The sequence below is a fragment of the Methylobacterium oryzihabitans genome, from assembly GCF_004004555.2.
Taxonomy (GTDB): Bacteria; Pseudomonadota; Alphaproteobacteria; order Rhizobiales; family Beijerinckiaceae; genus Methylobacterium; species Methylobacterium oryzihabitans.
In genome coordinates, this window is the sequence record NZ_SACP01000036.1 from 1 (window position 1) to 22,089 (window position 22,089).

Below are 22,089 nucleotides of genomic sequence, written 5' to 3' on the forward strand. Positions count from 1 at the left end.
GCCACGCCGCGGCTCCGCGCCGCCGGCGGCGCAGGCGGACAGCGCCACGCCCGCGTCCGGGCGCGCCGCGCCGCCGGACGTTCCCGCGGCCCCGGTCGGCACGGCGCCGCCCCAACCCGCGCCGGACGCATCCGCGCCGGCGGTCGTGCGCGACGGCGCGAACCCGCCCCGGCCGCCGGAGCCGCAACCCGCCTCGCACGACAGGCCCGGTGCCGCCTCGCTGCACGATCCCGCCCCCCCGATGCCGCCGGCCCGCGCGGCGGCCCGGACCGAGCCCGCTCCGGAGACCGCTGCCGCCAGGACCGAGCCGCCGGCCCGCGGGCCGGCCGCCGCCGAGCCGGCACCCCGGACCGAGCCCGGCACGCCCCTGGCCGGTCCGGTCCCCCCGGCCCCCTCGGCGCTGCCGCCCGGCACGCTGAGCCGCCTCGCCGGGGCGATCACGGCGGCGGCGGCGCCGGACGCGGCCGGAACCGCACCCGCCGGCTCGGGACCGCTGCGGATCCTCACCCTCCGGCTGACGCCGGACGAACTCGGCACCGTCACGGTGCGGATGCGGCTGCGCGACGGCCGCCTGGAGATGAGCCTCTATCCGAGCCGCGCCGAGACGGCCGACCTGCTGCGCAAGGACACGACCCTGCTGTCCGGCCTGATGCGCGAGGCCGGCTACGAGCCGGACGCGATCACGGTCCAGGCCGCGGGAGCGCCGGCCGCGGCGGCGCAATCCGCGGCGGCGCAATCCGCCGCCCAGGCCCAGCCCGGCGGCACCGGGGATCCGCAGCGGGGCGCCCCGGGCCCCTTCTTCCAGCAGCCCGAGGGCGGCCAGCGGGGCGGCGCGGCGCCCGAGCAGGAGGCCCGACGCCAGCCCGGCTCCCAGCCGGACGGCGAGCCCCGCCCGAGAGGGAACGGACCCGATGACACCACGCCTGCGACCGGTCTTCCTGGCACTTCTGGCGTCTATCTGTAGCGCGCCGGCCGCCCGGGCCACCGTGTGCGAGCGCGAGATGGCGCGGGCCTCGGCCCGCCACGGCGTCCCCCTCGGCATGCTCTACGCCGTCGGGCTGACCGAGAGCGGCAAGCGCGGCTCGCTCCAGCCCTTCGCCATGAACATCGGCGGGCAGCCCTATTTCGGGGCGAGCCTCGCCGACGTGAAGCAGCGCTTCGAGCAGGCCCGCCGCGACGGCGTCAAGCTGATCGATCTCGGCTGCATGCAGATCAACCACCACTTCCACCGCGAGCGCTTCGCCTCGCTCGACAGCATGCTCGACCCGCACGACAACGTCGAATACGCGACGCAATTCCTCAAGGAGCTGAAGGCCCGCGAGGGAAGCTGGACGCTCGCGGTGGCGCGCTACCATGCCGGCCCGAACAACAACCCGGCCCAGAAGCAGTACGTCTGCCGCGTCATCGCCAACATGGTGGCGACGGGCTTCGGCAACTGGACGCCGGCGGCGAAGACATTCTGCCAGTGACACGATTTTCGGACGATTCGTTCCGAAAAGCCGTATCAATCGGATTTCGTCTGAGGGCGGGGAGGCGGCGTTGCGCCGCCCCGGGGACGAATCGCCCTGGTAATTCCGCGGGCTGCCTTCTAACAAGGCAGCCCGACCGCGTTCTCATATCCGGACCATGACCGACACCCCCACCCGCGCCGGCCGCGTCAGCCGGCGCACGGCCGAGACCGACGTCAGCGTGGCGATCGCCCTCGACGGCACCGGCCGCGCCACCATCGCCACCGGCGTCGGCTTCCTCGACCACATGCTGGAGCTGTTCGCCCGCCACGCGCTGTTCGACCTCGACGTCGCGGTGACCGGCGACCTGCATGTCGACCAGCACCACACGACCGAGGATTGCGGCATCGCGCTCGGCCAGGCCTTCGCCCAGGCGCTCGGCGACAAGCGTGGCATCCGCCGCTACGCCGACCTGCACCTGCCCATGGACGAGGCGCTGACCCGCGTCGCCGTCGACATCTCGGGCCGGCCGTTCCTGGTGTTCCGCACCGCATTCGCCCGCGAGAAGATCGGCGCCTTCGACACCGAGCTGGTGCGCGAGTGGTTCCAGGCCTTCGCGATGAATGCCGGGATCACGCTCCACGTCGAGACGCTGTACGGCGACAACCAGCACCACATCGCCGAGAGCTGCTTCAAGGGTCTGGCACGTGCCTTGCGGACGGCCGTGGCGGTCGATCCCCGCGAGGAAGGCCGGGTGCCGTCGACGAAGGGCTCGCTCTGAGCATCACGGGCCGCGCGGCCCGGACCTGCACACCGGACGGCCTTTGGGAGGGGCTTGGATGCCGACCTACACGCTGCACGTTCCCGAGGACGACGATCCGGCGGCGCCGGAGGCCCTCGACCGCGCCAAGCTCGTGGCCGACCGCTTCGTCTGGCCGGCCTTCTGGTTCTCGGCCCTGTGGTTCTTCTGGCACCGGCTCTGGCTCGCCGGACTGCTCGTGCTCGTCGCCGAGGTGGCGGTGTGGGGCATCGGCTTCGCCCTCGGCCTCGCGCCCGTCGCGGGCTTTGCCATCGCGGTGCTGCTGTCGCTGCTGATCGGGTTCGAGGCGTCGTCGCTGCGGCGCTGGACCTACGAGCGCAGCGGCCGGCCGGTGCGCGACGTGGTGACGGCGGCCGACGCCGGCGCGGCCGAGGTCAAGCTCGTCGCCCGCTGGGCCGCCGGCCGCGGGCCGGACTTCCCGCTCGCCCCGGTGGCGGCCGCCGTGGCGCCGCGGGCCCCGGCCTCCCCGGTGGTCGGCCTGTTCCCGGAGGCGGAGGCGCGGCGATGAGCGCCACCGTCGCGATCATCGATTACGGCTCGGGCAACCTGCACTCCGCCGCCAAGGCGTTCGAGCGCGCCGCCCGCGAGGCCGGCCTCGACGACGCCCGCATCGCGCTCACCAGCGAGCCGGAGGTGGTCGCCGCCGCCGACCGGGTCGTGCTGCCGGGCGTCGGCGCCTACGCCGATTGCCGCCGCGGCCTCGACGCGGTGCCGGGCATGGTCGAGGCGATGACCGAGGCGGCGCACGGGCGCGGCCGGCCGTTTCTCGGCATCTGCGTCGGCATGCAGCTCCTCGCGAGCCGCGGCCTCGAGCACGGGGTGACGCCGGGCCTCGGCTGGATCCCCGGCGACGTGGCGCCGATCGCGCCGTCCGATCCCGGCCTCAAGGTGCCGCACATGGGCTGGAACACCCTGCGGGCGCGCCGCGAGACGCCGCTCCTCGACGGGATCCCGACCGGGGAGGGCGGGCTGCACGCCTATTTCGTGCACAGCTACGCCCTCGTGCCGGAGGAACCCGGCGACGTGGTGGCGGTGAGCGACTACGGCGGCCCGGTCACCGCGATGGTGACCCGCGGCACCGTCGCCGGCACCCAGTTCCACCCGGAGAAGAGCCAGCGGCTCGGCCTCGCGCTGATCGCCAACTTCCTGCGCTGGCGGCCCTGATCCGTCCCGACCCCCTCCTCGCACAGCGGTGACGCGCGTGATCCTGTTTCCGGCCATCGATCTCAAAGAGGGGCGCTGCGTCCGCCTCGTCCAGGGCGACATGGCGCAGGCCATCGTCTTCTCGGACGACCCCGCCGCGCAGGCGCGCACCTTCGCCGAGCAGGGCTTCTCCTGGCTCCACGTCGTCGACCTCGACGGCGCCTTCGCGGGCGCGCCGATGAACGCGGCGGCCGTCGACACGATCCTCGCCGCGGTGAACATCCCGGTCCAGCTCGGCGGCGGCATCCGCGAGATGCGCACCGTCGAGGGCTGGCTCGCCAAGGGCGTGTCGCGGGTCATCATCGGGACGGCGGCAGTGCGCGATCCGGCCTTCGTCCGCGAGGCGGCGCGGCGCTTCCCCGGCCAGATCGCGGTCGGCATCGACGCCAAGGACGGCCGCGTCGCCGTCGAGGGCTGGGCCAAGACCTCGACCGCCACCGCCGAGGAACTCGGCCGCCGCTTCGAGGATGCCGGCGTCGCGGCGATCATCTACACCGACATCGCCCGCGACGGCATCCTCAAGGGGCTCAACATCCCGATGACCCTGGCGCTCGCCAAGGCGGTGAGCATCCCGGTCATCGCCTCGGGGGGACTGGCCTCGATCGAGGACGTGCACCGCATCCTCGAGCCCGACTGCGCGCTGCTGGCCGGCGCGATCACCGGGCGGGCGCTCTACGACGGCCGCATCGACCCGAAGGAGGCCCTCGCCGCCATCGCCCGGGCCCGCGCCTCCCAGGACGCCGCCCGACCGTGATAGGATGACGGCCGTCAGGAGGCTCGCATGACGGCCCCGCTCGCCAGACCCGTTCCCCACACCGCCTATTCCGACGACCTCTACACCTGGGCGATGGAGCAGGCCGCCCTGCTGCGGGCGGGCGACCTCTCGGCCCTCGACCGCGAGAACCTCGCCGAGGAGATCGAGAGCGTGGGCCGCAGCGAGTTCAACAGCCTCGTGGGGGCGTGGCGGGTGCTGCTGCTGCACATGCTCAAGTGGGACCACCAGCCGGACCGCCGCAGCCGGTCCTGGGCGCTGTCGATCCGCGCGCAGCGCGATGCGGCGGCCGACGTCCTGACGGACAATCCCGGCCTCAAGGGCCGGCTGGACGAGGCGCTGGAGCGGGCCTATCGCGGCGCCAGGATTCTGGCGGCGCAGGAGACCGGGCTGCCGCTGGCGCGGTTCCCCGAACGCTGCCCCTATGGCCGCGACGAGATGGCGACCCGTCCCTTCCCGGTCGATCCCGACGAGATCGGGGGCACGCCGTGAGCCGTGTCCTGACCCGCGTCCCGCCTCTCGGTCCAAGCTCGACCGCCCATGCCGACGACCTCTACACGTGGGCGATGGAGCAGGCCGCCCTGCTGCGGGCCGGCGACCTCTCGGCCCTCGACCGCGACAACCTCGCCGAGGAGATCGAGAGTTTGGGCCGCAGCGAGTTCAACCGGCTGGTGAGCGTCTACGCCCTGATCCAGCTCCACATCCTCAAGTGGGACCATCAGCCGAACCACCGCAGCGCCAGCTGGGCGATCTCGATCGCGACCCATCGCCAGCACGCCCTCGAGGTGCTGGCCGAGAATCCGGGGTTGAAGTCCCGTTGCGACGAGGCGTTCGCGAAGGCGTATCGCGGCGCCCGCCTCGACGCGATCCGCGAGACCGGCCTCGCCGACGCGACCTTCCCCGCCACCTGTCCCGTCACGCGCGACGCCGCGATGACGCGCCCGTTCCGCTACGAGTAGAGCCAGATCCGTGCTCAAGACCCGCATCATCCCCTGCCTCGACGTCAAGGACGGCCGCGTCGTCAAGGGCGTGCAGTTCGAGGAACTGCGCGACGCCGGCGACCCGGTCGAGGCTGCCAAGGCCTACGACCGGGCCGGAGCCGACGAACTCTGCTTCCTCGACATCACGGCGAGCCACGAGGCCCGCGGCACCCTGCTCGACGCGGTGAGCCGCACGGCGGAGGCCTGCTTCATGCCGCTCACCGTCGGCGGTGGCGTGCGGCGGGTCGAGGACATCCGCACCCTGCTGCTCGCCGGGGCCGACAAGGTCTCGATCAACACCGCGGCGGTGAACGACCCCGACCTCGTCGCGGCGGCGGCGGACAAGTTCGGCGCCCAGTGCATCGTCGTGGCGATCGACGCCAAGCGGGTCTCGGCCGAGGGCGCGGCGCCGCGCTGGGAGATCTTCACCCATGGCGGCCGCCGTCCGACCGGGATCGACGCGATCGACTTCGCCCGCACCGTCACGGCCCGCGGCGCCGGGGAACTGCTGGTCACCTCGATGGATCGGGACGGGATGCGCTCGGGCTACGACCTCGGCCTGACCCGGGCGATCGCCGACGCGGTCTCGGTGCCGGTGATCGCGTCGGGCGGCGTCGGCGGCCTCGACGACCTCGTGGCCGGGGTGCGCGAGGGCCGGGCGAGCGCCGTGCTGGCGGCCTCGATCTTCCATTTCGGCCAGCACACCGTGGCCGAGGCCAAGGCCCACATGGCGGCCGCCGGCCTCGCCATGCGACTCGACGGGTGAGCCCGATGACCGCCTTCACCCTCGCCGACCTCGACGCGATCGTGCGCCGCCGCGCCGCCGCGCCGCCCAAGGAGTCCTACACCGCCAAGCTGGTCGCCGGCGGGCCGGCGAAGCCGGCCAAGAAGCTCGGCGAGGAGGCGGTGGAGGCCGCCCTCGCGGCGGTGCAGGGCGACCGCGCCGGGCTGGCCTCGGAGGCCGCCGACGTGCTCTATCATCTGCTCGTCGTGCTGGTTGCGGGCGGCGTGCCGCTGGAGGACGTGATGGCGGAACTGGAGCGGCGGACGGCCCAGGGCGGGCTGGCCGAGAAGGCGTCGCGGAGGCCCGAGTGAGCGGGGCCGCGGGAGCCGGGGCGGCCTCCGGGACCGGCGCCGCCGCCAATCCGCAGGCCGAACTCGCCGCGAGCCTCGAGGAGGCGACCGACGCGCTCTCGCCCTACCGGGTGTTCAGCCGCGAGGAATGGGCGCAACTGCGCGCCGACACGCCGCTGACCCTCTCGGCCGAGGACGTGCTGCGGCTGCAATCGCTCAACGACCCGATCTCGCTGGAAGAGGTCATCGCGATCTACCTGCCGCTGTCGCGGCTGCTCTCGCTCTACGTCGCGGCGACGCAGGGGCTGTTCAAGGCGACCCAGCGCTTCCTGCTCGCCGAGCGCGAGACCAAGGTGCCCTACATCATCGGCGTCGCCGGCTCGGTCGCCGTCGGCAAGTCGACCACCGCCCGGGTGCTGAAGGCGCTGCTCGCCCGCTGGCCCAACACCCCGAAGGTCGACCTCGTCACCACCGACGGGTTCCTGCTGCCCAACGCCGAACTGGCCCGCCTCGGCCTGATGGAGCGCAAGGGCTTCCCCGAGAGCTACGACACCCCGCGCCTGCTGCGCTTCCTCGCCGACATCAAGACCGGCCGCCGCCACGTCGCCGCGCCGCTCTACTCCCACCTCGTCTACGACGTCGTGCCGGGCGAGGAGACGGTGGTCGACCGGCCCGACATCCTCATCGTCGAGGGGCTGAACGTGCTCCAGCCCGCCCGCCTGCCGCGGGACGGCACCGCGATCCCGTTCGTGTCGGACTATTTCGACTTCTCGGTCTATCTCGATGCCCACGAGGCCGACCTGCACCGCTGGTACGTCAACCGCTTCCTGCGCCTGCGCCACACCGCCTTCCGCGATCCGCTGTCGTATTTCCGCAAGTACGCCGAGGTCACCGAGGACGAGGCGCTCGGCATCGCCGACGGCCTGTGGTCGCGGATCAACCTCGTCAACCTGCGCGACAACGTGCTGCCGACCCGCCAGCGCGCCAGCCTGATCCTCGCCAAGGGCGCGAGCCACCGCATCGAGAGCGTGGCGTTGCGGCGGTTGTGAGGGGAGGGGACCTACTCCATGCAGAAGGTCGTCGGGCAGGAGCGGGACGGCGCGGAGTACGACACCCGATTCCGCCGGGAGGTCCAGATCGGGATCGAGGCGGCGGAGGCCGGTGACGTGATGGAGGCCGACGCCATCGAGGCCGATGCCGCCGCGTGGCGCGTCGAGGTTCGGCGTCGCTTGCCGGACGCTGCGCCATGAGGCTGGTTGGACCCGGCCAGCGAACCGCGACCAAGTCAGAGCCTGTTTGACTCTCGATCTAAAGAAAAAGCTCCCCCTTTCCCGGACGACTGGAACGCAGTGGAAGGAGATCCGGGATCCAGCACAACAAGTCGCGAAGCGTCCATACTCAGCGACAGTGCTGTCAGGCTGAGCCGCTTCGCGGCACTTCCTGTGCTGGATCCCGGATCTCCTTCCGCTATCGCTTCAGTCGTCCGGGAAAGGGGAGCTTCGCGCGGTCAATACGATTGACCATCGCTCAAACAGGCTCTCAGAATTTGGGACTACATCCTGCGGGACGATCCGGCCGCTGCCATCGCTTTCGACAATGGTCATCACCGCATCGGGGGCGAGAACTGATGCAGCGGGTGGGCGTCATTCGCCCGACTCACCCGCGGCCTCGCTCCCGAACGGATACGCCGCCTCGACCACGTACGGCCCGCCGCCGACCGACGCCTTCGCCGAGTACAGGGCCGACCGCCCGGCGGTGAATCCGATCCGCGCGAACGGTCCCCGGAGGGCGAGGTACTGCGCCACCGCGTCGGCGGTGGCCTCGCGGCGCAGGCGCGCCAGGGTGACGTGCGGCGTGAACTTCCGCGTGTCGGGCGGCAGGCCGAGGCGGCGCAGCAGGCGTTCCTGCTCGGCCTGGAGGTCGGCGAGGTCGCGGTCGGGCACGACCCGCGCGAACAGCGAATGCGGCCGGCCGCTGCCGAAGCTCGCCAGGGCGTCGAGCTCGATCGTGACCGGAGCCCGCGGCCGGGCCTCGGCCAGCACCGCCGTCACCTCCTCGGCGAGCCCGCCGTCGACGTCGCCGATGAAGCGCAGGGTGACGTGATAGTCGGACGGCTCGACCCAGCGGGCGCCCGGCAGGCCGCCGCGATGGAGGGCGAGGCGCTCGGCGATCTCGGGCGGGATCTCGAGTCCGGTGAACAGGCGCGGCATCGGTCACGAGCCTTGGTTCAGGAGCCTTGCCTTGGTTCAGGAGCCTTGGCGCAGGCGCTTCAGGAAATCCTCGACGGTCGGCAGGATCCCCTGGACGATCCGCTCGACGCCCGCCCGGGTCGGGTGCAGCCCGTCCGGCAGGGCGAGGCTGCGCTCGCCCGCGACCCCGTCGAGGAAGAACGGGTAGAGCACGAGGCCGTGCTTCTGCGCCAGGGCCGGGTAGATCGCGTCGAACCGCGCCACGTAATCGGGGCCGAGGTTGCGGCCGGCCTTCATGCCGGCGAGCAGCACCGGGATGCCGCGCGCCTTGAGCCGGGTGACGATCCCGTCCAGCGCCTTCTCGGTCACCGCCGGGTCGGTGCCGCGCAGCATGTCGTTGGCGCCGAGTTCGAGGATCACCCCGTCGGTCCCGTCCGGCACCGACCAGTCGACCCGGTCGAGCCCGCCGGTGGCGGTGTCGCCGGACACGCCCGCATTGGCGATCGTCACGGTGGTGCCCTTCGCCGCCAGCGCGCGCTCCAGCGCCGCCGGGAAGGCGGCGTCGGCCGGCAGGCCGTAGCCGGCGGTGAGGCTGTCGCCGAGCGCCACGAGGGACAGCGGGCGCTCCGCCGCGAGCGGGCGGCCGGGGGCGAGGATCAGCGCGGACACGATCAGAAACACCAGCGCCGCGAGGCGGCCATCATGGCGAAGCAGGGGTGAGAGAACCATATCGGGCCGGCGCTCGCCCCGTCGATCGTCCGTTCGTCCCACCGCTCACCTCCGGCGTCCCATCCGACGCCCCACACATCGGCTCCCCGCCCATGACCGACAAGGCCCCGAACCCGGCCACCGATCCGGCCGCGCCGCCGGCGATCGCGCTGCACGGCGTCGAGTTGAGCCTCGGGCGCGGGGCGGCCCGCGTCCACATCCTCAAGGGCATCTCCCTCGACGTCGCGGCCGGGGAGGCGGTCGGCCTCGTCGGCCCCTCCGGCTCGGGCAAATCGACGCTGCTGATGACCATGGCCGGGCTGGAGCGGCCGGATGCCGGAAAGATCCTGGTCGAGGGCACCGACCTCGCCGGCCTCGACGAGGATGCGCTGGCGCGCTTCCGCGGCCGGCGCATCGGCATCGTGTTCCAGTCCTTCCACCTCGTCCCGACCATGACGGCGCTGGAGAACGTCGCCCTGCCGCTCGAACTCGCCGACGCTCCCGACGCCCATGCCCGGGCGGAGCGCGAACTCGCCGCGGTCGGGCTCGGCCACCGGCTGCACCATTATCCGGCCCAGCTCTCCGGCGGCGAGCAGCAGCGCGTCGCCATCGCGCGGGCGATCGCGCCCGACCCGGCGATCCTCGTCGCCGACGAGCCGACCGGCAATCTCGACGAGGCGACCGGCGGGTCGATCGTCGACCTGCTGTTCGGGCTCAAGCGCGAGCGCGGCGCCACCCTGGTCCTCGTCACCCACGATCCCGGCCTCGCCCGCCTCTGCGACCGGACGGTGCGCCTGCGCTCCGGCCGGGTCGAGGCCGCGGCGGCCGCCTGAGACATCCCCCGATGCACGGAAGCCTGCCGTCCCCCGTCGCGCCCGCCGCCTCCGGCGCGCCGGCCTCCCGGTTCCGCCTGCCGCTGATCCTGCGGCTCGCCCTGCGCGAGCTGCGCGGGGGCCTGCGCGGCTTCGCGGTGTTCCTCGCCTGCATCGCGCTCGGCGTCGCCGCGATCGCCGGCGTCGCGTCGATCTCGCGCTCGCTCACCGACGGCCTCGCCCGCGAGGGGCGGCGCATCCTCGGCGGCGACCTCAGCTTCGGGCTGATCCACCGCGAGGCGAGCCCGGCGGAACGCGCCTTCCTGGCGGCGAACGGCCGGGTCTCGACGGTGGCGTTCACCCGCGCCATGGCGACCGCCGCCGACGGCGGGGCGGCGCTGGTCGAGCTGAAGGCGGTCGGCCCGGACTATCCGACCCTCGGCGCCCTCGTCACCGAGCCGGCGCTCGCCCCCGCCGACCTGTTCGCCGAGCGCGACGGCACGTTCGGCGCCGCGGCCGACCCGGCCCTGTTCGCCCGCCTGGGCCTCAAGCCCGGCGACCGGGTGACGGTCGGCGACGCCCGCATCGCGCTGCGGGCGAGCCTCGCCGCCGAGCCCGACAAGCTCGCGAGCGGCATCGGCTTCGGTCCGCGCCTGCTCACCTCCGAGGGCGCCCTGCGGGCCTCGGGCCTGCTCCAGCCCGGCAGCCTCAACCGCTGGGTCTACCGGCTCGCCCTTCCCGACGCCGCCGACGCCCGGGTCGAGGCGGTGATGGAGGAGGCGCGCCGGACGTTCCCCGAGGCCGGCTGGGAGATGCGCTCGCGGCTCGCCGCCGACCCGCGCTTCGCCACGAGCGTCGCGCGCTTCACCCAGTTCCTCACCCTCGTCGGCCTCACCGCCCTGATGGTCGGCGGGGTCGGCGTCGCCAACGCCGTGCGGGCCTTCGTCGAGCGCAAGCGGCCGTCGATCGCGACCCTCAAGAGCCTCGGCGCGCCGGGCGGGCAGGTCGTCGCCCTCTACCTGACCCAGGTCATGCTGATCGCGGCGCTCGGCATCGCGATCGGGCTCGCGGTCGGGGCGGTGCTGCCGTTCCTCGTCGATGCGGCGTTCGGCGCCGCCCTGCCGGTGCCCCTCGACCCGACGATCGCCCCCGGCGAACTCGCGCTCGCCGCCCTCTACGGCGCCCTGACCGCGCTCGCCTTCGCGATCGGGCCGCTCGGCCGCGCCCACGACGTCGCGGTCTCGGGGCTGTTCCGCGACACCGTCGACCCCGACCGGCGCCGGCCGCGTCCGGTCTACCTCGCGGTGCTGGCGCTGGCGCTCGCCGGTCTCGTCGCCCTCGCGGTCGCCTCGGCCTTCGACCGCAGGGTCGCGCTGGTGTTCATCGTCGCGGCCGGCCTCGCCTTCGGGCTCCTGCGCGCCGTCGCCTTCGGGCTGATGGCGCTCGCCCGCCGCCTGCCGCGGCCGCGCCGCGCCGCGCCGCGCCTCGCTCTCGCCAACCTGCACCGGCCGGGCGCGCTCACGCCCTCGATCGTGCTGTCGCTCGGCCTCGGCGTCACCCTGCTGGTGACCCTGAGCCTGATCGATTCGAGCATCACCCGCACCCTGGAGCGCTCGCTGCCGGCCCGCGCCCCGAACCTGTTCTTCCTCGACATCCCGAGCCGCGATGCCGACGCCTTCGACCGCTTCCTCGGAGCCGCCGCGCCGCGGGGCAAGATCGAGCGGGTGCCGATGATGCGCGGGCGGATCACCGCGCTGAACGGCGTGCCGGCGAGCCAGGTCAAGGCGGCCGAGGAGGCCGCCTGGGTCCTCGACGGCGACCGCGGCATCACCTACGCCGAGGACCTGCCGGACGGCTCGCGGGTGACCGACGGCGCGTGGTGGACGCCCGAACAGGGGCGGACCCCGCAGGTCTCGTTCGACGCCGAACTGGCCCGACTGCTCGGCCTCAAGGTCGGCGACACCGTCACGGTCAACGTGCTCGGCCGCAACCTCACCGTGCCGATCGCCAACTTGCGCCATGTCGAGTGGCGCTCGCTCGGCATCAACTTCGTGATGGTGTTCTCGCCCGGCACCTTCCGGGGCGCGCCGCACGCCGACCTCGCCACCCTGACCCTGCCGGAGGGGCCCGACGCCGCCACCGAGGCGCGGATTCTGCGCGAGGCCGCCAGGACCTTTCCCTCGGTGAGCAGCGTGCGGGTCCGCGACGCCCTCGATGCGGTGAGCGACCTCGTGCGGAAGCTCGCGCTGGCGATTCGCGGCGCCAGCAGCGTCGCCCTGGTAGCGAGCCTGTTCGTGCTCGCCGGCGCTCTCGCGGCCGGCCACCGCGCCCGGCTCTACGATGCGGTGGTGCTCAAGACCCTCGGGGCGACGCGCCGCCGGCTGCTCGGAGCCTACCTGCTCGAATACGGCGCGCTCGGCCTCGCCACGGCCGTGTTCGGGCTCATGGCGGGTTCGCTGCTCGCCTGGGTGATCGCCGCGCGGGTGATGAAGATCGGCTTCGTGTTCGATGCCGGCAGTGCGATCCTGGCCGCCCTCCTCGCCGTCGCGGTCGCGATCGGCCTCGGGCTCGCCGGAACCTGGCGCATCCTCGGCCAGAAACCGGCTCCGTACTTACGGAATCTCTGACGATTTAATCCCTCGGCAAGCATGCGGCGTAGGGACATCGATAAACCCGGTGCGAGAGCGGGGCCGGAGCGTGTCCTGCCCTTGTGCCGGGCCGGCGGGCCTCTCATATTCTGCCCATGACGCCGCCACGGCGTCCGAGGTCGCGTGGGCCTCGATCCTGGAACACGCACGCTAGAGAGAGCTCCAGAAGGAACCTCCCATGGCTTTCGAGAACAGTCCGTTCCGGCAGGGCGGCGCCAGCGGCTACGGAGCCCCCACGGGCTACGCCCGCGGCCAGGTCGAGATCGACCAGGGCCTGCGCACGTTCATGCTCGGCGTCTACAACAACATGGTGCTAGGCCTCGCCGTCTCGGCGGTGGTGGCGCTCGGCATCAACAAGCTCGCGGTCGCCGCCTCGCAGGCCGACGCCGTCGCCCGCATCGGGTCGATCCCGCTGACCGCGTTCGGCAAGGCGCTCTACGGCAGCCCGCTGATGTGGGTGGTGGCGCTCGCGCCGCTGGCCTTCATCTTCCTGTTCAGCTTCCGCATGGACCGGATGTCGGCGGCGACCGCCCGCACGACCTTCCTGGCCTTCGCGGCGGTGATGGGCGCCTCGCTCTCCACCCTGCTGATCCGCTATACCGGCGCCAGCGTGGTGCAGGTGTTCTTCGTCACCGCGGCGGCCTTCGGCGGTCTCAGCCTCTACGGCTACACCACCAGCCGCAGCCTGTCGGGGATCGGCTCGTTCCTGGTCATGGGCCTGATCGGCCTGATGATCGCGAGCCTCGTCAACATCTTCCTGGCTTCGAGCGCCCTGCAATTCGCGATCTCGGTCATCGGCGTCGTGATCTTCGCCGGCCTGACCGCCTACGACACGCAGAAGCTCAAGGAGATGTACCTCTACGGCAACCTCGACACCGAGGCGGCCGCGAAGGTCTCGGTGTTCGGCGCGCTGACGCTGTACCTCGACTTCATCAATATGTTCCAGTTCCTGCTCTCGCTGATGGGCAACCGGAACAACTGATGCGACGGGCGGAGCCCCACGGCTCCGCCCTCTGCTCGAGAAAAAGCCCCGGCCGCTGCGAAGCGCCGGGGCTTTTTCTTGACCGGTGTCGGCGGTGGCTATTCGCCGTCGAGCATCCGCACCACGACCTTGCCGCGCTTGGCCGACAGGGCGAGGCGACCGGATTTCAGCGCCAGGGCCTTCTCGCCGAAGAGCTGGCGGCGCCAGCCGTGCAGCACCGGGATGTCGGCGTGGTCGTCGTCGGCGAGGGTCTCGAGGTCGTCCACCGTCGCGATGATCTTCGGGGCGACGCCCTCCTCCTCGCACACCGCCTTGAGCAGCACCTTGAGCAATTCGACCACCGCGCCGTTGCCGCCGCTGCGCGCCCGGGCGCGATCGGGCATCGGCACGGTCGCCGGGTCGCGGGCGAGGCCGCGCTCGACGGCGGCGAGGATGTCGGTGCCGGTCTTCGAGCGCTCGAACCCGGTCGGGATCGCGCGCAGGCGGCCGAGCGCCTCGATGCTGCGCGGCGCCGAGGTGGCGACGTCGAGCACCGCCTCGTCCTTGAGGATCCGCCCGCGCGGAACGTTGCGGCTCTGCGCCTCGCGCTCGCGCCACGCCGCGACCTCCATCAGCACCGCGACCTCGCGCGCCTTGCGCATCCGCCCGGCGAGGCGGCGCCACGCTTGCTCGGGCTCCGCCCGGTAGGTGTCGGGCGAGGTGAGCACCGCCATCTCCTCGTCGAGCCACAGGCCGCGGTCGGTGGCGAGGAGCTGGCGCGCCAGCACCTCGTAGACCTTGACCAGATGGGTCACGTCGGAGAGCGCGTAGGCGAGCTGGGCATCGGAGAGCGGCCGGCGCGACCAGTCGGTGAAGCGCGACGACTTGTCGATCTTCGCCTTCGCGACGTCGTTGACCAGTTGCTCGTAGGAGACCGAGTCGCCGTAGCCGCACACCATCGCGGCGACCTGGGTATCGAAGAACGGCTGCGGCAGCAGCCCGCCGAGCAGCCAGATGATCTCCAGGTCCTGCCGGGCGGAGTGGAACACCTTCAGCACCCGCTCGTCGCCCATCAGTGCGAAGAACGGCGCGAGGTCGATCCCCGCCGCCAGCGGATCCACGAGCGCGGTGGCGCCGTCCGGCGCCGCGATCTGGATCAGGCAGAGCTTCGGGTAGTAGGTCGTCTCGCGCATGAACTCCGTGTCGACGGTCACGAAGGATTGCGTGGCGAAGTGCGCGCAGGCGGAGGCGAGTTGGTCCGTCGAGGTGATCAGCTTCATGAGCTCCGGCTATAGACGAGCGAATCGGCGAGGGCGAGGCGGATGCGACACCGCTCCCCGTCATTCTTCGGCCGCCGGGCTTGCGCGACGCAGGGAGCGAGGTCGGCGCCGAAGACAATGACCTTGGGTCAGACGACCTGTGAGGGCCGCGCCATCCGTGCTATGATGGCGACATGAGTCTGGCGGCCTTCGACACGCTGAAATTCGCCCGCACCCTGCGGGACAGCGCCCACTTCTCCGCCGAGCAGGCGGAGGGGCTGACGGCGGCCATCGCCGAGGCGGTCCAGGAGGGACTGCCGGCGAAGGCCGAGGTGCAGGCTGGGTTCGTGTCCGTCCGGACGGAAATCGGCACACTTCGGACGGAGATGAAGACCGAGTTCGCGGCCGTTCGATCGGAAATGGCGGCCGAGTTCGCGGCCGTTCGATCGGAAATGGCGGCTGAGTTCGTGGCGGTGCGATCGGAGATGGCGGCCGAGTTCGTGGCGGTGCGATCGGAGATGAAGACTGAGTTCGCGGCCGTGCGATCGGAAATGGCCGGCTTCCAGAACGAAAACAGGGCCGAGTTCAGGGCCATCCGCGCCGAGATGAAGATTCTCGAACAGTCGATGACGATCAAGCTCGGCGCCATGCTGCTGGCCATGACCGGCATCGTCGTCGCGGCGATCCGCTACCTGCCCTCGGCGCATTGACGGAGGCGGTCAGGCACTCGCCCGCCGCCGCGTCGTCCGAGACGCCTCGCGCAGGGCCGCCGCCCGACCCTTCCGCGTCGCCTCGGCCCGGCGGATGAGCCAGTCGAGGATGTTGCGCTCCACCCGCTCGCCGCTGTCGCGGTCGGTGAGCCGATGAATGCGGTCGGCCCGGAAGCCGCGATAGCCGTCGCGGTCGCGGTCGGTACCGCCGACCAGCACCCGGCCGGGGCCGATCTTCAACTCGTGCGCCGCGAGGCGCCGCACGCTCCAGGCGCCGTTGCCGTCCTCGTAGACCAGCTCGAACCGGCCTTCGAGCGGCAGCACCCGCCACGCGCCGTCCTGGCGCTCGACGAAGGGCGCCGGGGCCGGCGGTTCCGGCCCGGCGGAGGGAGCGGGAGAGGCCCCGGCAGGGGCCTCGTGGAGGGGGAAAAAGCCGTTGTCGAACATGGGTCTAATATAGATGTTCGCTCTCTGTTCTTAAAGCCCTTTCGCGCGTTCCGGCAGGGGCCGCGGCGGGTTTCCGCCGGTCGTGGGCCGCTTGACTTGGGCGCCGGTGCGTGAATGGGTGCCGCAGCCTTGTCCCGGGAGCCGTGCCGCCGCTCGCGCCCCGCCGCGCCGGATCCCGGTCCACCGAAGAAACCGCCGAAGAAGCCGCCATGCATCGTTATCGTACCCACACCTGCGGGGCGCTGCGCCCGTCCGACGTCGGCGCGACCGCCCGGCTCTCCGGCTGGTGCCACCGCGTCCGCGACCATGGCGGCGTGCTGTTCATCGACCTGCGCGACCATTACGGTGTGACCCAATGCGTCGTGGATGCCGACTCGGCGGCGTTCAAGGCGGCGGAGGGCGTGCGCTCGGAATGGGTCGTGCGCATCGACGGCCGGGTGCGCCAGCGTCCCGCCGGCACCGAGAACGCCGACCTGCCGACCGGCGCGGTCGAGGTCTATATCACCGACCTCGAAGTGCTGGGTCCGGCGGTCGAGCTGCCGATGCCGGTCTTCGGCGATCACGACTATCCCGAGGAGACCCGGCTCAAGTACCGCTTCCTGGATCTGCGCCGGGAGAAGCTGCACGCCAACATCATGAAGCGCGGGGCGATCATCGATTCGCTGCGCCGGCGGATGCGCGAGGGCGGGTTCTTCGAGTTCCAGACCCCGATCCTGACCGCCTCGTCGCCGGAGGGCGCGCGCGACTTCCTGGTGCCGTCGCGGCTGCATCCGGGCAAGTTCTACGCCCTGCCGCAGGCGCCGCAGCAGTTCAAGCAGCTCACGATGATCGCGGGCTTCGACCGCTACTTCCAGATCGCGCCGTGCTTCCGCGACGAGGATGCCCGCGCCGACCGCTCCCCGGGCGAGTTCTACCAGCTCGACATCGAGATGAGCTTCGTCACCCAGGAGGACGTCTTTCAGGCCGTCGAGCCGGTGCTGCGCGGCGTGTTCGAGGAATTCGCCGAGGGCAAGCGCGTCACGAAGCAGTTCCCGCGCATCCCCTACGCCGAGGCGATGCTGAAATACGGCGTCGACAAGCCGGATCTGCGCAACCCGCTGGTCATCGCCGACGTGACCGAGGACTTCGCCCGCGACGAGGTCGAGTTCAAGGCGTTCAAGGGCGTCATCAAGTCCGGCGGCGTGGTGCGGGCGATTCCCGCCACCGGCGCCGGCGGCCAGCCGCGCTCGTTCTTCGACAAGCTCAACGACTGGGCCCGGGGCGAGGGCGCCCCCGGCCTCGGCTACATCGTGTTCGAGGACGAGGGCGGGGTGCTCGCCGGCAAGGGGCCGATCGCCAAGTTCATCCCGGCCGAAATCCAGGCGCTGATCGCCGCCAGGACCGGGACCAAGGCCGGCGACGCGGTGTTCTTCTCCGCCGGCACCGAGGCGAAGGCCGCGGCGCTCGCCGGCAAGGCGCGCATCCGCATCGGCGACGAACTCGGCCTGTGCGACAAGGACCAGTTCGCGTTCTGCTGGATCACCGACTTTCCGATGTTCGAGTGGAACGAGGACGAGAAGCGGGTCGACTTCTCGCACAACCCGTTCTCGATGCCGAACTTCGAGCACGACGCCTTCCTGGCGCTCGATGCCGCCGATGCCGACACGATCCTGAACATCAAGGCGTTCCAGTACGACATCGTCTGCAACGGCATCGAGCTGTCCTCGGGCGCGATCCGCAACCATCGCCCCGACGTGATGGAGAAGGCGTTCGGCATCGCCGGTTACGGCAAGGACGTTCTGGAGGCGAAGTTCGGCGGCATGCTCAACGCCCTGCGCATGGGCGCGCCGCCGCACGGCGGCATCGCGCCGGGCGTCGACCGCATCGTGATGCTGCTCTGCCACGAGCCGAACATCCGCGAGGTCGTGCTCTTTCCGATGAACCAGCGCGCCGAGGACCTGATGATGAGCGCGCCGTCCGAGGTGACCGGGAAGCAGCTGCGCGAGCTGCACATCCGCCTCAACCTGCCGCAGAAGCCGGCCTGACCGGGACCCGCGCCGTGGCGAGCCTCGTCGCGGTCGTGGTCGCGCACGACAGCGCAGCGGTGCTGCCGGACTGCCTCGCGGCGCTCGCCCGCGAGCACGTCCCGGCGATCGTGGTCGACAACGCCAGCCGCGACGCGTCGGCGGCGGTCGCCGAGGCCGCCGGCGCCCGGGTGCTGCGCCTGTCCCGCAACCAGGGCTACGGCCGGGCCAACAATGCCGGGGTGCGGGCGGCGGCGGGCGCCGGCCACGTCCTGATCCTCAATCCGGACGTGACCCTGCGGCCGGGTGCCGCCGACGCGCTGCTCGCCGCGGCGGTGCGCTACCCCGAGGCCGGCCTCTACGCTCCCCGGATCGTCGAGCCGGACGGGCGGTTCTTCTTCCAGGCCCGCTCGCTCCTCGCCCCCTACCTGACCAATCCCGGCGGCCGCCTCGTGCCGCCGGAGGGCGACGCCTGCGCGCCGTTCCTCTCCGGCGCCTGCCTGATGGTCCGCCGCGACCTGTTTCTCGGCCTCGGCGGCTTCGACGAGGAGATTTTTCTGTTCTACGAGGACGACGACCTGTGCCGGCGGATCGCCGATGCCGGCCTCGCCCTCGTCCATGTCCACGGCGCCGAGGCCCTGCACGGCCGCGGCGCCTCGAGCACGCCGCAGCCCGGCCGGATCCGGCGCGCCCGCTGGCACCTCGCCTGGTCGCGCTCCTACGTCGCCCGCAAGTACGGCCTGCCCGACCCGGCGCTCGCCACCTTCGCCACCAACGCCGGCAAGGCGGCGCTCGCCCTGCTCGGCCTCCGGCGCGACCGGATCGAGCGCTATGCCGGCTCCGCCGCCGGGGCGCTGGCGGCGCTGCGGGGCAAGCGCGCGCTGGAGCGCGAGGGGGTGGGGGAGGAGTGAACTACCGCTGCCCCGCGACGACGGCCACCGATGCCGCGACGCCGCGGCGGATCTCGTCCTCGCTCAGGCCGGCATAGCCGAGGACGAAGCCCGCGACGGCGGGGCGCGGCCCGGCCGGGGCGTAGAGCGGCGAGACCGGGTAGAGGCCGATTCCGGCTTCCCGCGCGGCGGCGGCCAGCGATGCCTCGCGGGCGGCGGGAATCGCGTCGAACCACGCCACCACGTGCAGGCCGGTCTCGGCGCCGACGACCCTCACCCCCGGGCCGAACGCCTCTGCCAGCGCCCGCAGCAGCGCCGCCCGGCGCCCGGCGTTGCGCTTGCGCATGACGCGGACGTGCCGCTCGTAGGCGCCGCTCGCCAGCAGGTCGGCCAGCGCCTCCTGCTCGGCGGGCGGGGTGTGCCGGTCGGTCAGGCGCTTGGCCTCGGCGAAGGCCCGCCGCAGGGCGGCCGGCACCACGAGATAGCCGAGCCGCAGGGTCGGCGAGAGCGTCTTCGACACCGTGCCGACGTAGATCACGCGATCGGGGTCGAGGCTGCGCAGGGGCGGGATCGGCGCGACGGCGTGCCGGTACTCGCCGTCGTAGTCGTCCTCGACGATCCAGGCGCCGTGGCGCGCCGCCCAGGCCACCAGGGCGCGCCGCCGCGGCGCCGGCAGGACGCCGCCGAGCGGGTATTGATGCGACGGCGTGACGTAGGCCAGCCGCGCCGCCGGCAGGGCGTCGGTCTGCAGCCCGTCGCCGTCGACCGGGACGGGCGCCGCGACGCCGCCGGCGGCCAGGAAGGCGTGGCGGGCGAGGGCGTAGCCGGGATTCTCGATTGCGAAGCGCTCGCCGGGGTCGAGCAGCAGCCGCGCGCACAGGTCGAGCCCCTGCTGCGAGCCGTTGACGATCACGATGTCGTCGGCCGCGCAGGCGATGCCGCGGGCCCGCCACAGGTAGCCCTGGAGCGCCGCCCGCAGCGCGCCCGAGCCCTGCGGGTCGTCGTAGCGCAGCCGCGCCCCGCGCCGCAGGGTGGCGGCGTTGAGGGCGCGCCGCCACGCCAGGACCGGGAAATCCGCCGCCGACAGGTCGCCGTAGCGGAAATCGGCGACCCGGTGCGTCTCCGTCGCGGCCGGCGGCGGCAGGGCGAGCAGGCGTCGTGCGAACGACGACAGCCGGTCCGGCCGCGGTCCCGGCGGGCCGGCGGGCTGCGCCGGCGCCGCGAGGCCCCCGGCGACCACCGCCCGCGCGCCGGGCCGGGTCGCGAGGTAGCCCTCGGCGATCAACTGGCTGTAGGCCGCCGTCACCGTGGTGCGGGAGGCGCCCCACTCGGCGGCGAAGGCCCGTGTCGACGGCAGCCGGTCGCCGGGCCGGTGGCACCCGGCCTCGATCTGGCGCTTGATCGCCGAAACGATCCGGCGCGCGACGCCGTCCTCCTCCGACTGGCCCATCGGGAACCCGCAGAACTGGCTGTTTTCCGAAGGCCAGATTGCCGGCATTCCTCCCGGCGGATCAAGGAGCTTCGCGATGTACACGCCCCCCGCCTTCCGGGACGACGACCGGGCCGGCCTGCTGGCGACGATGCGCGCGGCGCGGCTGACGAACCTGCACGAGGGACCGAGGTCCGCGCCCTGGGCGGTGAGCGACGCCCCGGCCGGGTTCATCGCCGCGCAGCTGCGCGGCATCGTCGGGCTGCGCCTGCCGATCGCCCGCCTCTTGGGCAAGCGCAAGATGAGCCAGAACCGGAACGCCGCCGACCGGGCCGGCGTGGCTGCCGGACTCGCGGCGAGCGAGCGGCCTTCCGACCGCGCCGCCGCCGCCCTGATCCCGGCGTGAGGGCATGCCCGGTGGAGCCGGGGGACGATCCAACGGGATCGCCCGCCCGACCCTCTCCCTCCGTCGGTTCGTTGGTGAGGCCGGTGCCGGACCGGCATGGACGCGGTGTGATCCCGGGGAGTATGGCTCGCCGCCAGGGAGCCCCGGGGAGCCGCCATGCGCATCACCGCCATCCGCGACGTCGTCGCGCCGATCCGATCCGACATCGCCAATGCGTGGATCGACTTCTCGACCATGACGGCGAGCGTCGTCGCGGTGGTGACCGACCGGGTGGTGGACGGGCGCCCGGTGGTCGGGTTCGGCTTCAACTCCAACGGCCGCTACGCCCCCCAGGGGCTGCTGCGCGAGCGCTTCGTCCCGCGCCTGCTCGCGGCCGAGCCGGATTCGCTCCTCGACGGCGACGGCATCCTCGACCCGCACCGCGCCTGGGCCGCGATGATGCGCAACGAGAAGCCCGGCGGCCACGGCGAGCGCTCGGTGGCGGTCGGCGTGCTCGACATGGCGCTGTGGGATGCGGCGTCGAAGGCCCGCGGCGTGCCACTGTGGCGCCTGCTCGCCGACCGCCACCGCGGCGGCGAGGCCGACCCGACCGCCTGGGTCTACGCCGCCGGCGGCTACTACTACCCGGGCAAGGGCCTCGACGCGCTGAAGGACGAGATGCGCTCCTATCTCGACCGCGGCTATTCCACGGTGAAGATGAAGGTCGGGCTGGTGCCGCTCGACGAGGACCTCGCCCGGATCGAGGCGGTGCTCTCCGTGCTCGGCGGCGACGGCGGGCGGCTGTGCGTCGACGTCAACGGCCGCTTCACCCTGGAGGAGGCGATCCGCTTCGGCCGCGCCGTCGCCCCCTTCGGCCTGCGCTGGTACGAGGAACCGGTCGATCCCCTCGACTACCTCGCCCACGCGGCGCTCGCCACGACCTATGACGGGCCGCTCGCCACCGGCGAGAACCTCTTCTCGCACCAGGATGCCCGCAACCTGATCCGCCACGGCGGTCTGCGGCCGGACCGCGACGTGCTGCAATTCGACCCCGCCCTGTCCTACGGGCTGGTCGAGTACCTGCGCACCCTGGAGACCCTGCGCGCCCACGGCTGGTCGCCGCGGCGCTGCGTGCCCCATGGCGGGCACCAGTTCGCCCTCAACATCGCGGTCGGGCTCGGGCTCGGAGGCAACGAGAGCTACCCGGACGTGTTCGCGCCCTTCGGCGGCTTCGCCGACGCGGTGCCGGTGCGCGACAGCCGGGTGGCGATGCCCGACGTGCCGGGCATCGGCTTCGAGGCCAAGCAGGCCCTCTACGCGGTGATGCGGCCCCTCGCCGAGGGGTGAGACG

At 72.7% G+C, this 22,089-nt stretch carries 24 protein-coding genes and 1 pseudogene; 20 read left to right on the forward strand and 5 right to left on the reverse strand.

What is annotated here, in order from left to right; all coding sequences use genetic code 11:
- From fliK to EOE48_RS24745, 12 genes are all read left to right on the forward strand, one after another.
- Positions 1 to 964: flagellar hook-length control protein FliK (gene fliK / locus EOE48_RS30320; RefSeq protein WP_187371533.1), on the forward strand; the 964-nt coding region annotated here is incomplete at its 5' end.
- Positions 912 to 1,469, forward strand: a complete 558-nt coding sequence (locus EOE48_RS24695) for a transglycosylase SLT domain-containing protein (protein WP_187371534.1) — start codon at positions 912 to 914, stop codon at positions 1,467 to 1,469. The genes fliK and EOE48_RS24695, both read left to right, overlap by 53 nt.
- Positions 1,470 to 1,626: 157 nt before the next feature.
- Complete coding sequence (gene hisB / locus EOE48_RS24700) at positions 1,627 to 2,229, forward strand: imidazoleglycerol-phosphate dehydratase HisB (RefSeq protein ID WP_127733548.1); 603 nt, start codon at positions 1,627 to 1,629, stop codon at positions 2,227 to 2,229.
- Between the two features lie 58 nt (positions 2,230 to 2,287).
- On the forward strand, positions 2,288 to 2,776 hold the full coding sequence (locus EOE48_RS24705; RefSeq protein WP_127733549.1) for a DUF2628 domain-containing protein: 489 nt from the start codon (positions 2,288 to 2,290) through the stop codon (positions 2,774 to 2,776).
- Positions 2,773 to 3,432 (forward strand): imidazole glycerol phosphate synthase subunit HisH, encoded by a 660-nt coding sequence (gene hisH / locus EOE48_RS24710; protein ID WP_127733550.1) that lies wholly within the window; start codon positions 2,773 to 2,775, stop codon positions 3,430 to 3,432. Before EOE48_RS24705 ends, hisH begins: the two co-directional genes overlap by 4 nt.
- Before the next feature lie 28 nt (positions 3,433 to 3,460).
- A complete protein-coding gene (gene hisA, locus EOE48_RS24715) occupies positions 3,461 to 4,225 on the forward strand; it encodes a 1-(5-phosphoribosyl)-5-[(5-phosphoribosylamino)methylideneamino]imidazole-4-carboxamide isomerase (RefSeq protein ID WP_187371535.1) in 765 nt (254 codons plus the stop codon).
- Positions 4,226 to 4,252: 27 nt separating this feature from the next.
- Complete coding sequence (locus tag EOE48_RS24720; protein WP_127733552.1) at positions 4,253 to 4,735, forward strand: DUF29 domain-containing protein; 483 nt, start codon at positions 4,253 to 4,255, stop codon at positions 4,733 to 4,735.
- Entirely contained in the window at positions 4,732 to 5,202 is a 471-nt protein-coding gene (locus EOE48_RS24725; protein ID WP_246154822.1) for a DUF29 domain-containing protein, read from the forward strand. The genes EOE48_RS24720 and EOE48_RS24725 overlap by 4 nt, the downstream gene beginning before the upstream one ends.
- 10 nt (positions 5,203 to 5,212) lie before the next feature.
- Complete coding sequence (hisF, locus tag EOE48_RS24730; RefSeq protein WP_127733553.1) at positions 5,213 to 5,989, forward strand: imidazole glycerol phosphate synthase subunit HisF; 777 nt, start codon at positions 5,213 to 5,215, stop codon at positions 5,987 to 5,989.
- Positions 5,990 to 5,994: 5 nt separating this feature from the next.
- On the forward strand, positions 5,995 to 6,318 hold the full coding sequence (locus EOE48_RS24735; protein WP_127733554.1) for a phosphoribosyl-ATP diphosphatase: 324 nt from the start codon (positions 5,995 to 5,997) through the stop codon (positions 6,316 to 6,318).
- A gap of 110 nt (positions 6,319 to 6,428) precedes the next feature.
- Positions 6,429 to 7,346, forward strand: a complete 918-nt coding sequence (gene coaA, locus EOE48_RS24740; protein ID WP_246154836.1) for a type I pantothenate kinase — start codon at positions 6,429 to 6,431, stop codon at positions 7,344 to 7,346.
- Between the two features lie 18 nt (positions 7,347 to 7,364).
- A complete protein-coding gene (locus EOE48_RS24745; protein ID WP_127733556.1) occupies positions 7,365 to 7,547 on the forward strand; it encodes a hypothetical protein in 183 nt (60 codons plus the stop codon).
- A gap of 393 nt (positions 7,548 to 7,940) precedes the next feature.
- Here EOE48_RS24745 and thpR read toward each other — a convergent pair whose 3' ends face one another.
- Both thpR and EOE48_RS24755 read right to left on the reverse strand, forming a co-directional pair.
- Positions 7,941 to 8,507, reverse strand: coding sequence for an RNA 2',3'-cyclic phosphodiesterase (thpR, locus tag EOE48_RS24750; protein WP_127733557.1), 567 nt, complete (start codon positions 8,505 to 8,507; stop codon positions 7,941 to 7,943).
- Positions 8,508 to 8,543: 36 nt separating this feature from the next.
- Positions 8,544 to 9,215, reverse strand: coding sequence for an arylesterase (locus tag EOE48_RS24755; RefSeq protein ID WP_127733558.1), 672 nt, complete (start codon positions 9,213 to 9,215; stop codon positions 8,544 to 8,546).
- Positions 9,216 to 9,307: 92 nt separating this feature from the next.
- Here EOE48_RS24755 and EOE48_RS24760 point away from each other — a divergent pair, with 92 nt between their 5' ends.
- The 3 genes from EOE48_RS24760 (at position 9,308) to EOE48_RS24770 (ending at position 13,636) form a co-directional block, all read left to right on the forward strand.
- The gene (locus tag EOE48_RS24760) at positions 9,308 to 10,027 is read left to right on the forward strand and encodes an ABC transporter ATP-binding protein (RefSeq protein ID WP_127733559.1); all 720 of its coding nucleotides are present in this window, start codon (positions 9,308 to 9,310) and stop codon (positions 10,025 to 10,027) included.
- Between the two features lie 11 nt (positions 10,028 to 10,038).
- Positions 10,039 to 12,633, forward strand: a complete 2,595-nt coding sequence (locus EOE48_RS24765) for an ABC transporter permease (protein ID WP_127733560.1) — start codon at positions 10,039 to 10,041, stop codon at positions 12,631 to 12,633.
- Between the two features lie 199 nt (positions 12,634 to 12,832).
- Positions 12,833 to 13,636, forward strand: coding sequence for a Bax inhibitor-1/YccA family protein (locus EOE48_RS24770; protein ID WP_127733561.1), 804 nt, complete (start codon positions 12,833 to 12,835; stop codon positions 13,634 to 13,636).
- A 98-nt stretch (positions 13,637 to 13,734) separates the two neighbouring features.
- Here EOE48_RS24770 and rnd read toward each other — a convergent pair whose 3' ends face one another.
- Positions 13,735 to 14,895: a ribonuclease D gene (gene rnd / locus EOE48_RS24775; protein WP_127733562.1), complete on the reverse strand. Its 1,161-nt coding sequence runs from the start codon at positions 14,893 to 14,895 to the stop codon at positions 13,735 to 13,737.
- Positions 14,896 to 15,068: 173 nt separating this feature from the next.
- Here rnd and EOE48_RS24780 point away from each other — a divergent pair, with 173 nt between their 5' ends.
- On the forward strand, positions 15,069 to 15,584 hold the full coding sequence (locus EOE48_RS24780) for a coiled-coil domain-containing protein (protein ID WP_127733563.1): 516 nt from the start codon (positions 15,069 to 15,071) through the stop codon (positions 15,582 to 15,584).
- A gap of 9 nt (positions 15,585 to 15,593) precedes the next feature.
- Here the strand turns inward: EOE48_RS24780 and EOE48_RS24785 are convergent, their stop codons facing one another.
- Positions 15,594 to 16,031, reverse strand: a complete 438-nt coding sequence (locus EOE48_RS24785) for a hypothetical protein (protein ID WP_127733564.1) — start codon at positions 16,029 to 16,031, stop codon at positions 15,594 to 15,596.
- Between the two features lie 209 nt (positions 16,032 to 16,240).
- Here EOE48_RS24785 and aspS point away from each other — a divergent pair, with 209 nt between their 5' ends.
- Both aspS and EOE48_RS24795 read left to right on the forward strand, forming a co-directional pair.
- A complete protein-coding gene (gene aspS, locus EOE48_RS24790; RefSeq protein WP_127733565.1) occupies positions 16,241 to 18,055 on the forward strand; it encodes an aspartate--tRNA ligase in 1,815 nt (604 codons plus the stop codon).
- A gap of 14 nt (positions 18,056 to 18,069) precedes the next feature.
- On the forward strand, positions 18,070 to 18,945 hold the full coding sequence (locus EOE48_RS24795; RefSeq protein WP_127733566.1) for a glycosyltransferase: 876 nt from the start codon (positions 18,070 to 18,072) through the stop codon (positions 18,943 to 18,945).
- A gap of 1 nt (position 18,946) precedes the next feature.
- Here EOE48_RS24795 and pdxR read toward each other — a convergent pair whose 3' ends face one another.
- Entirely contained in the window at positions 18,947 to 20,374 is a 1,428-nt protein-coding gene (pdxR, locus tag EOE48_RS24800) for a MocR-like pyridoxine biosynthesis transcription factor PdxR (RefSeq protein ID WP_127733567.1), read from the reverse strand.
- Positions 20,375 to 20,477: 103 nt separating this feature from the next.
- Here pdxR and EOE48_RS24805 point away from each other — a divergent pair.
- Both EOE48_RS24805 and EOE48_RS24810 read left to right on the forward strand, forming a co-directional pair.
- Positions 20,478 to 20,759: pseudogene (locus tag EOE48_RS24805) on the forward strand (FMN-binding negative transcriptional regulator); the annotation flags it as partial.
- Positions 20,760 to 20,915: 156 nt separating this feature from the next.
- Positions 20,916 to 22,085 (forward strand): mandelate racemase/muconate lactonizing enzyme family protein, encoded by a 1,170-nt coding sequence (locus EOE48_RS24810; RefSeq protein WP_127733568.1) that lies wholly within the window; start codon positions 20,916 to 20,918, stop codon positions 22,083 to 22,085.
- The last annotated feature ends 4 nt before the right edge of the window (positions 22,086 to 22,089 follow it).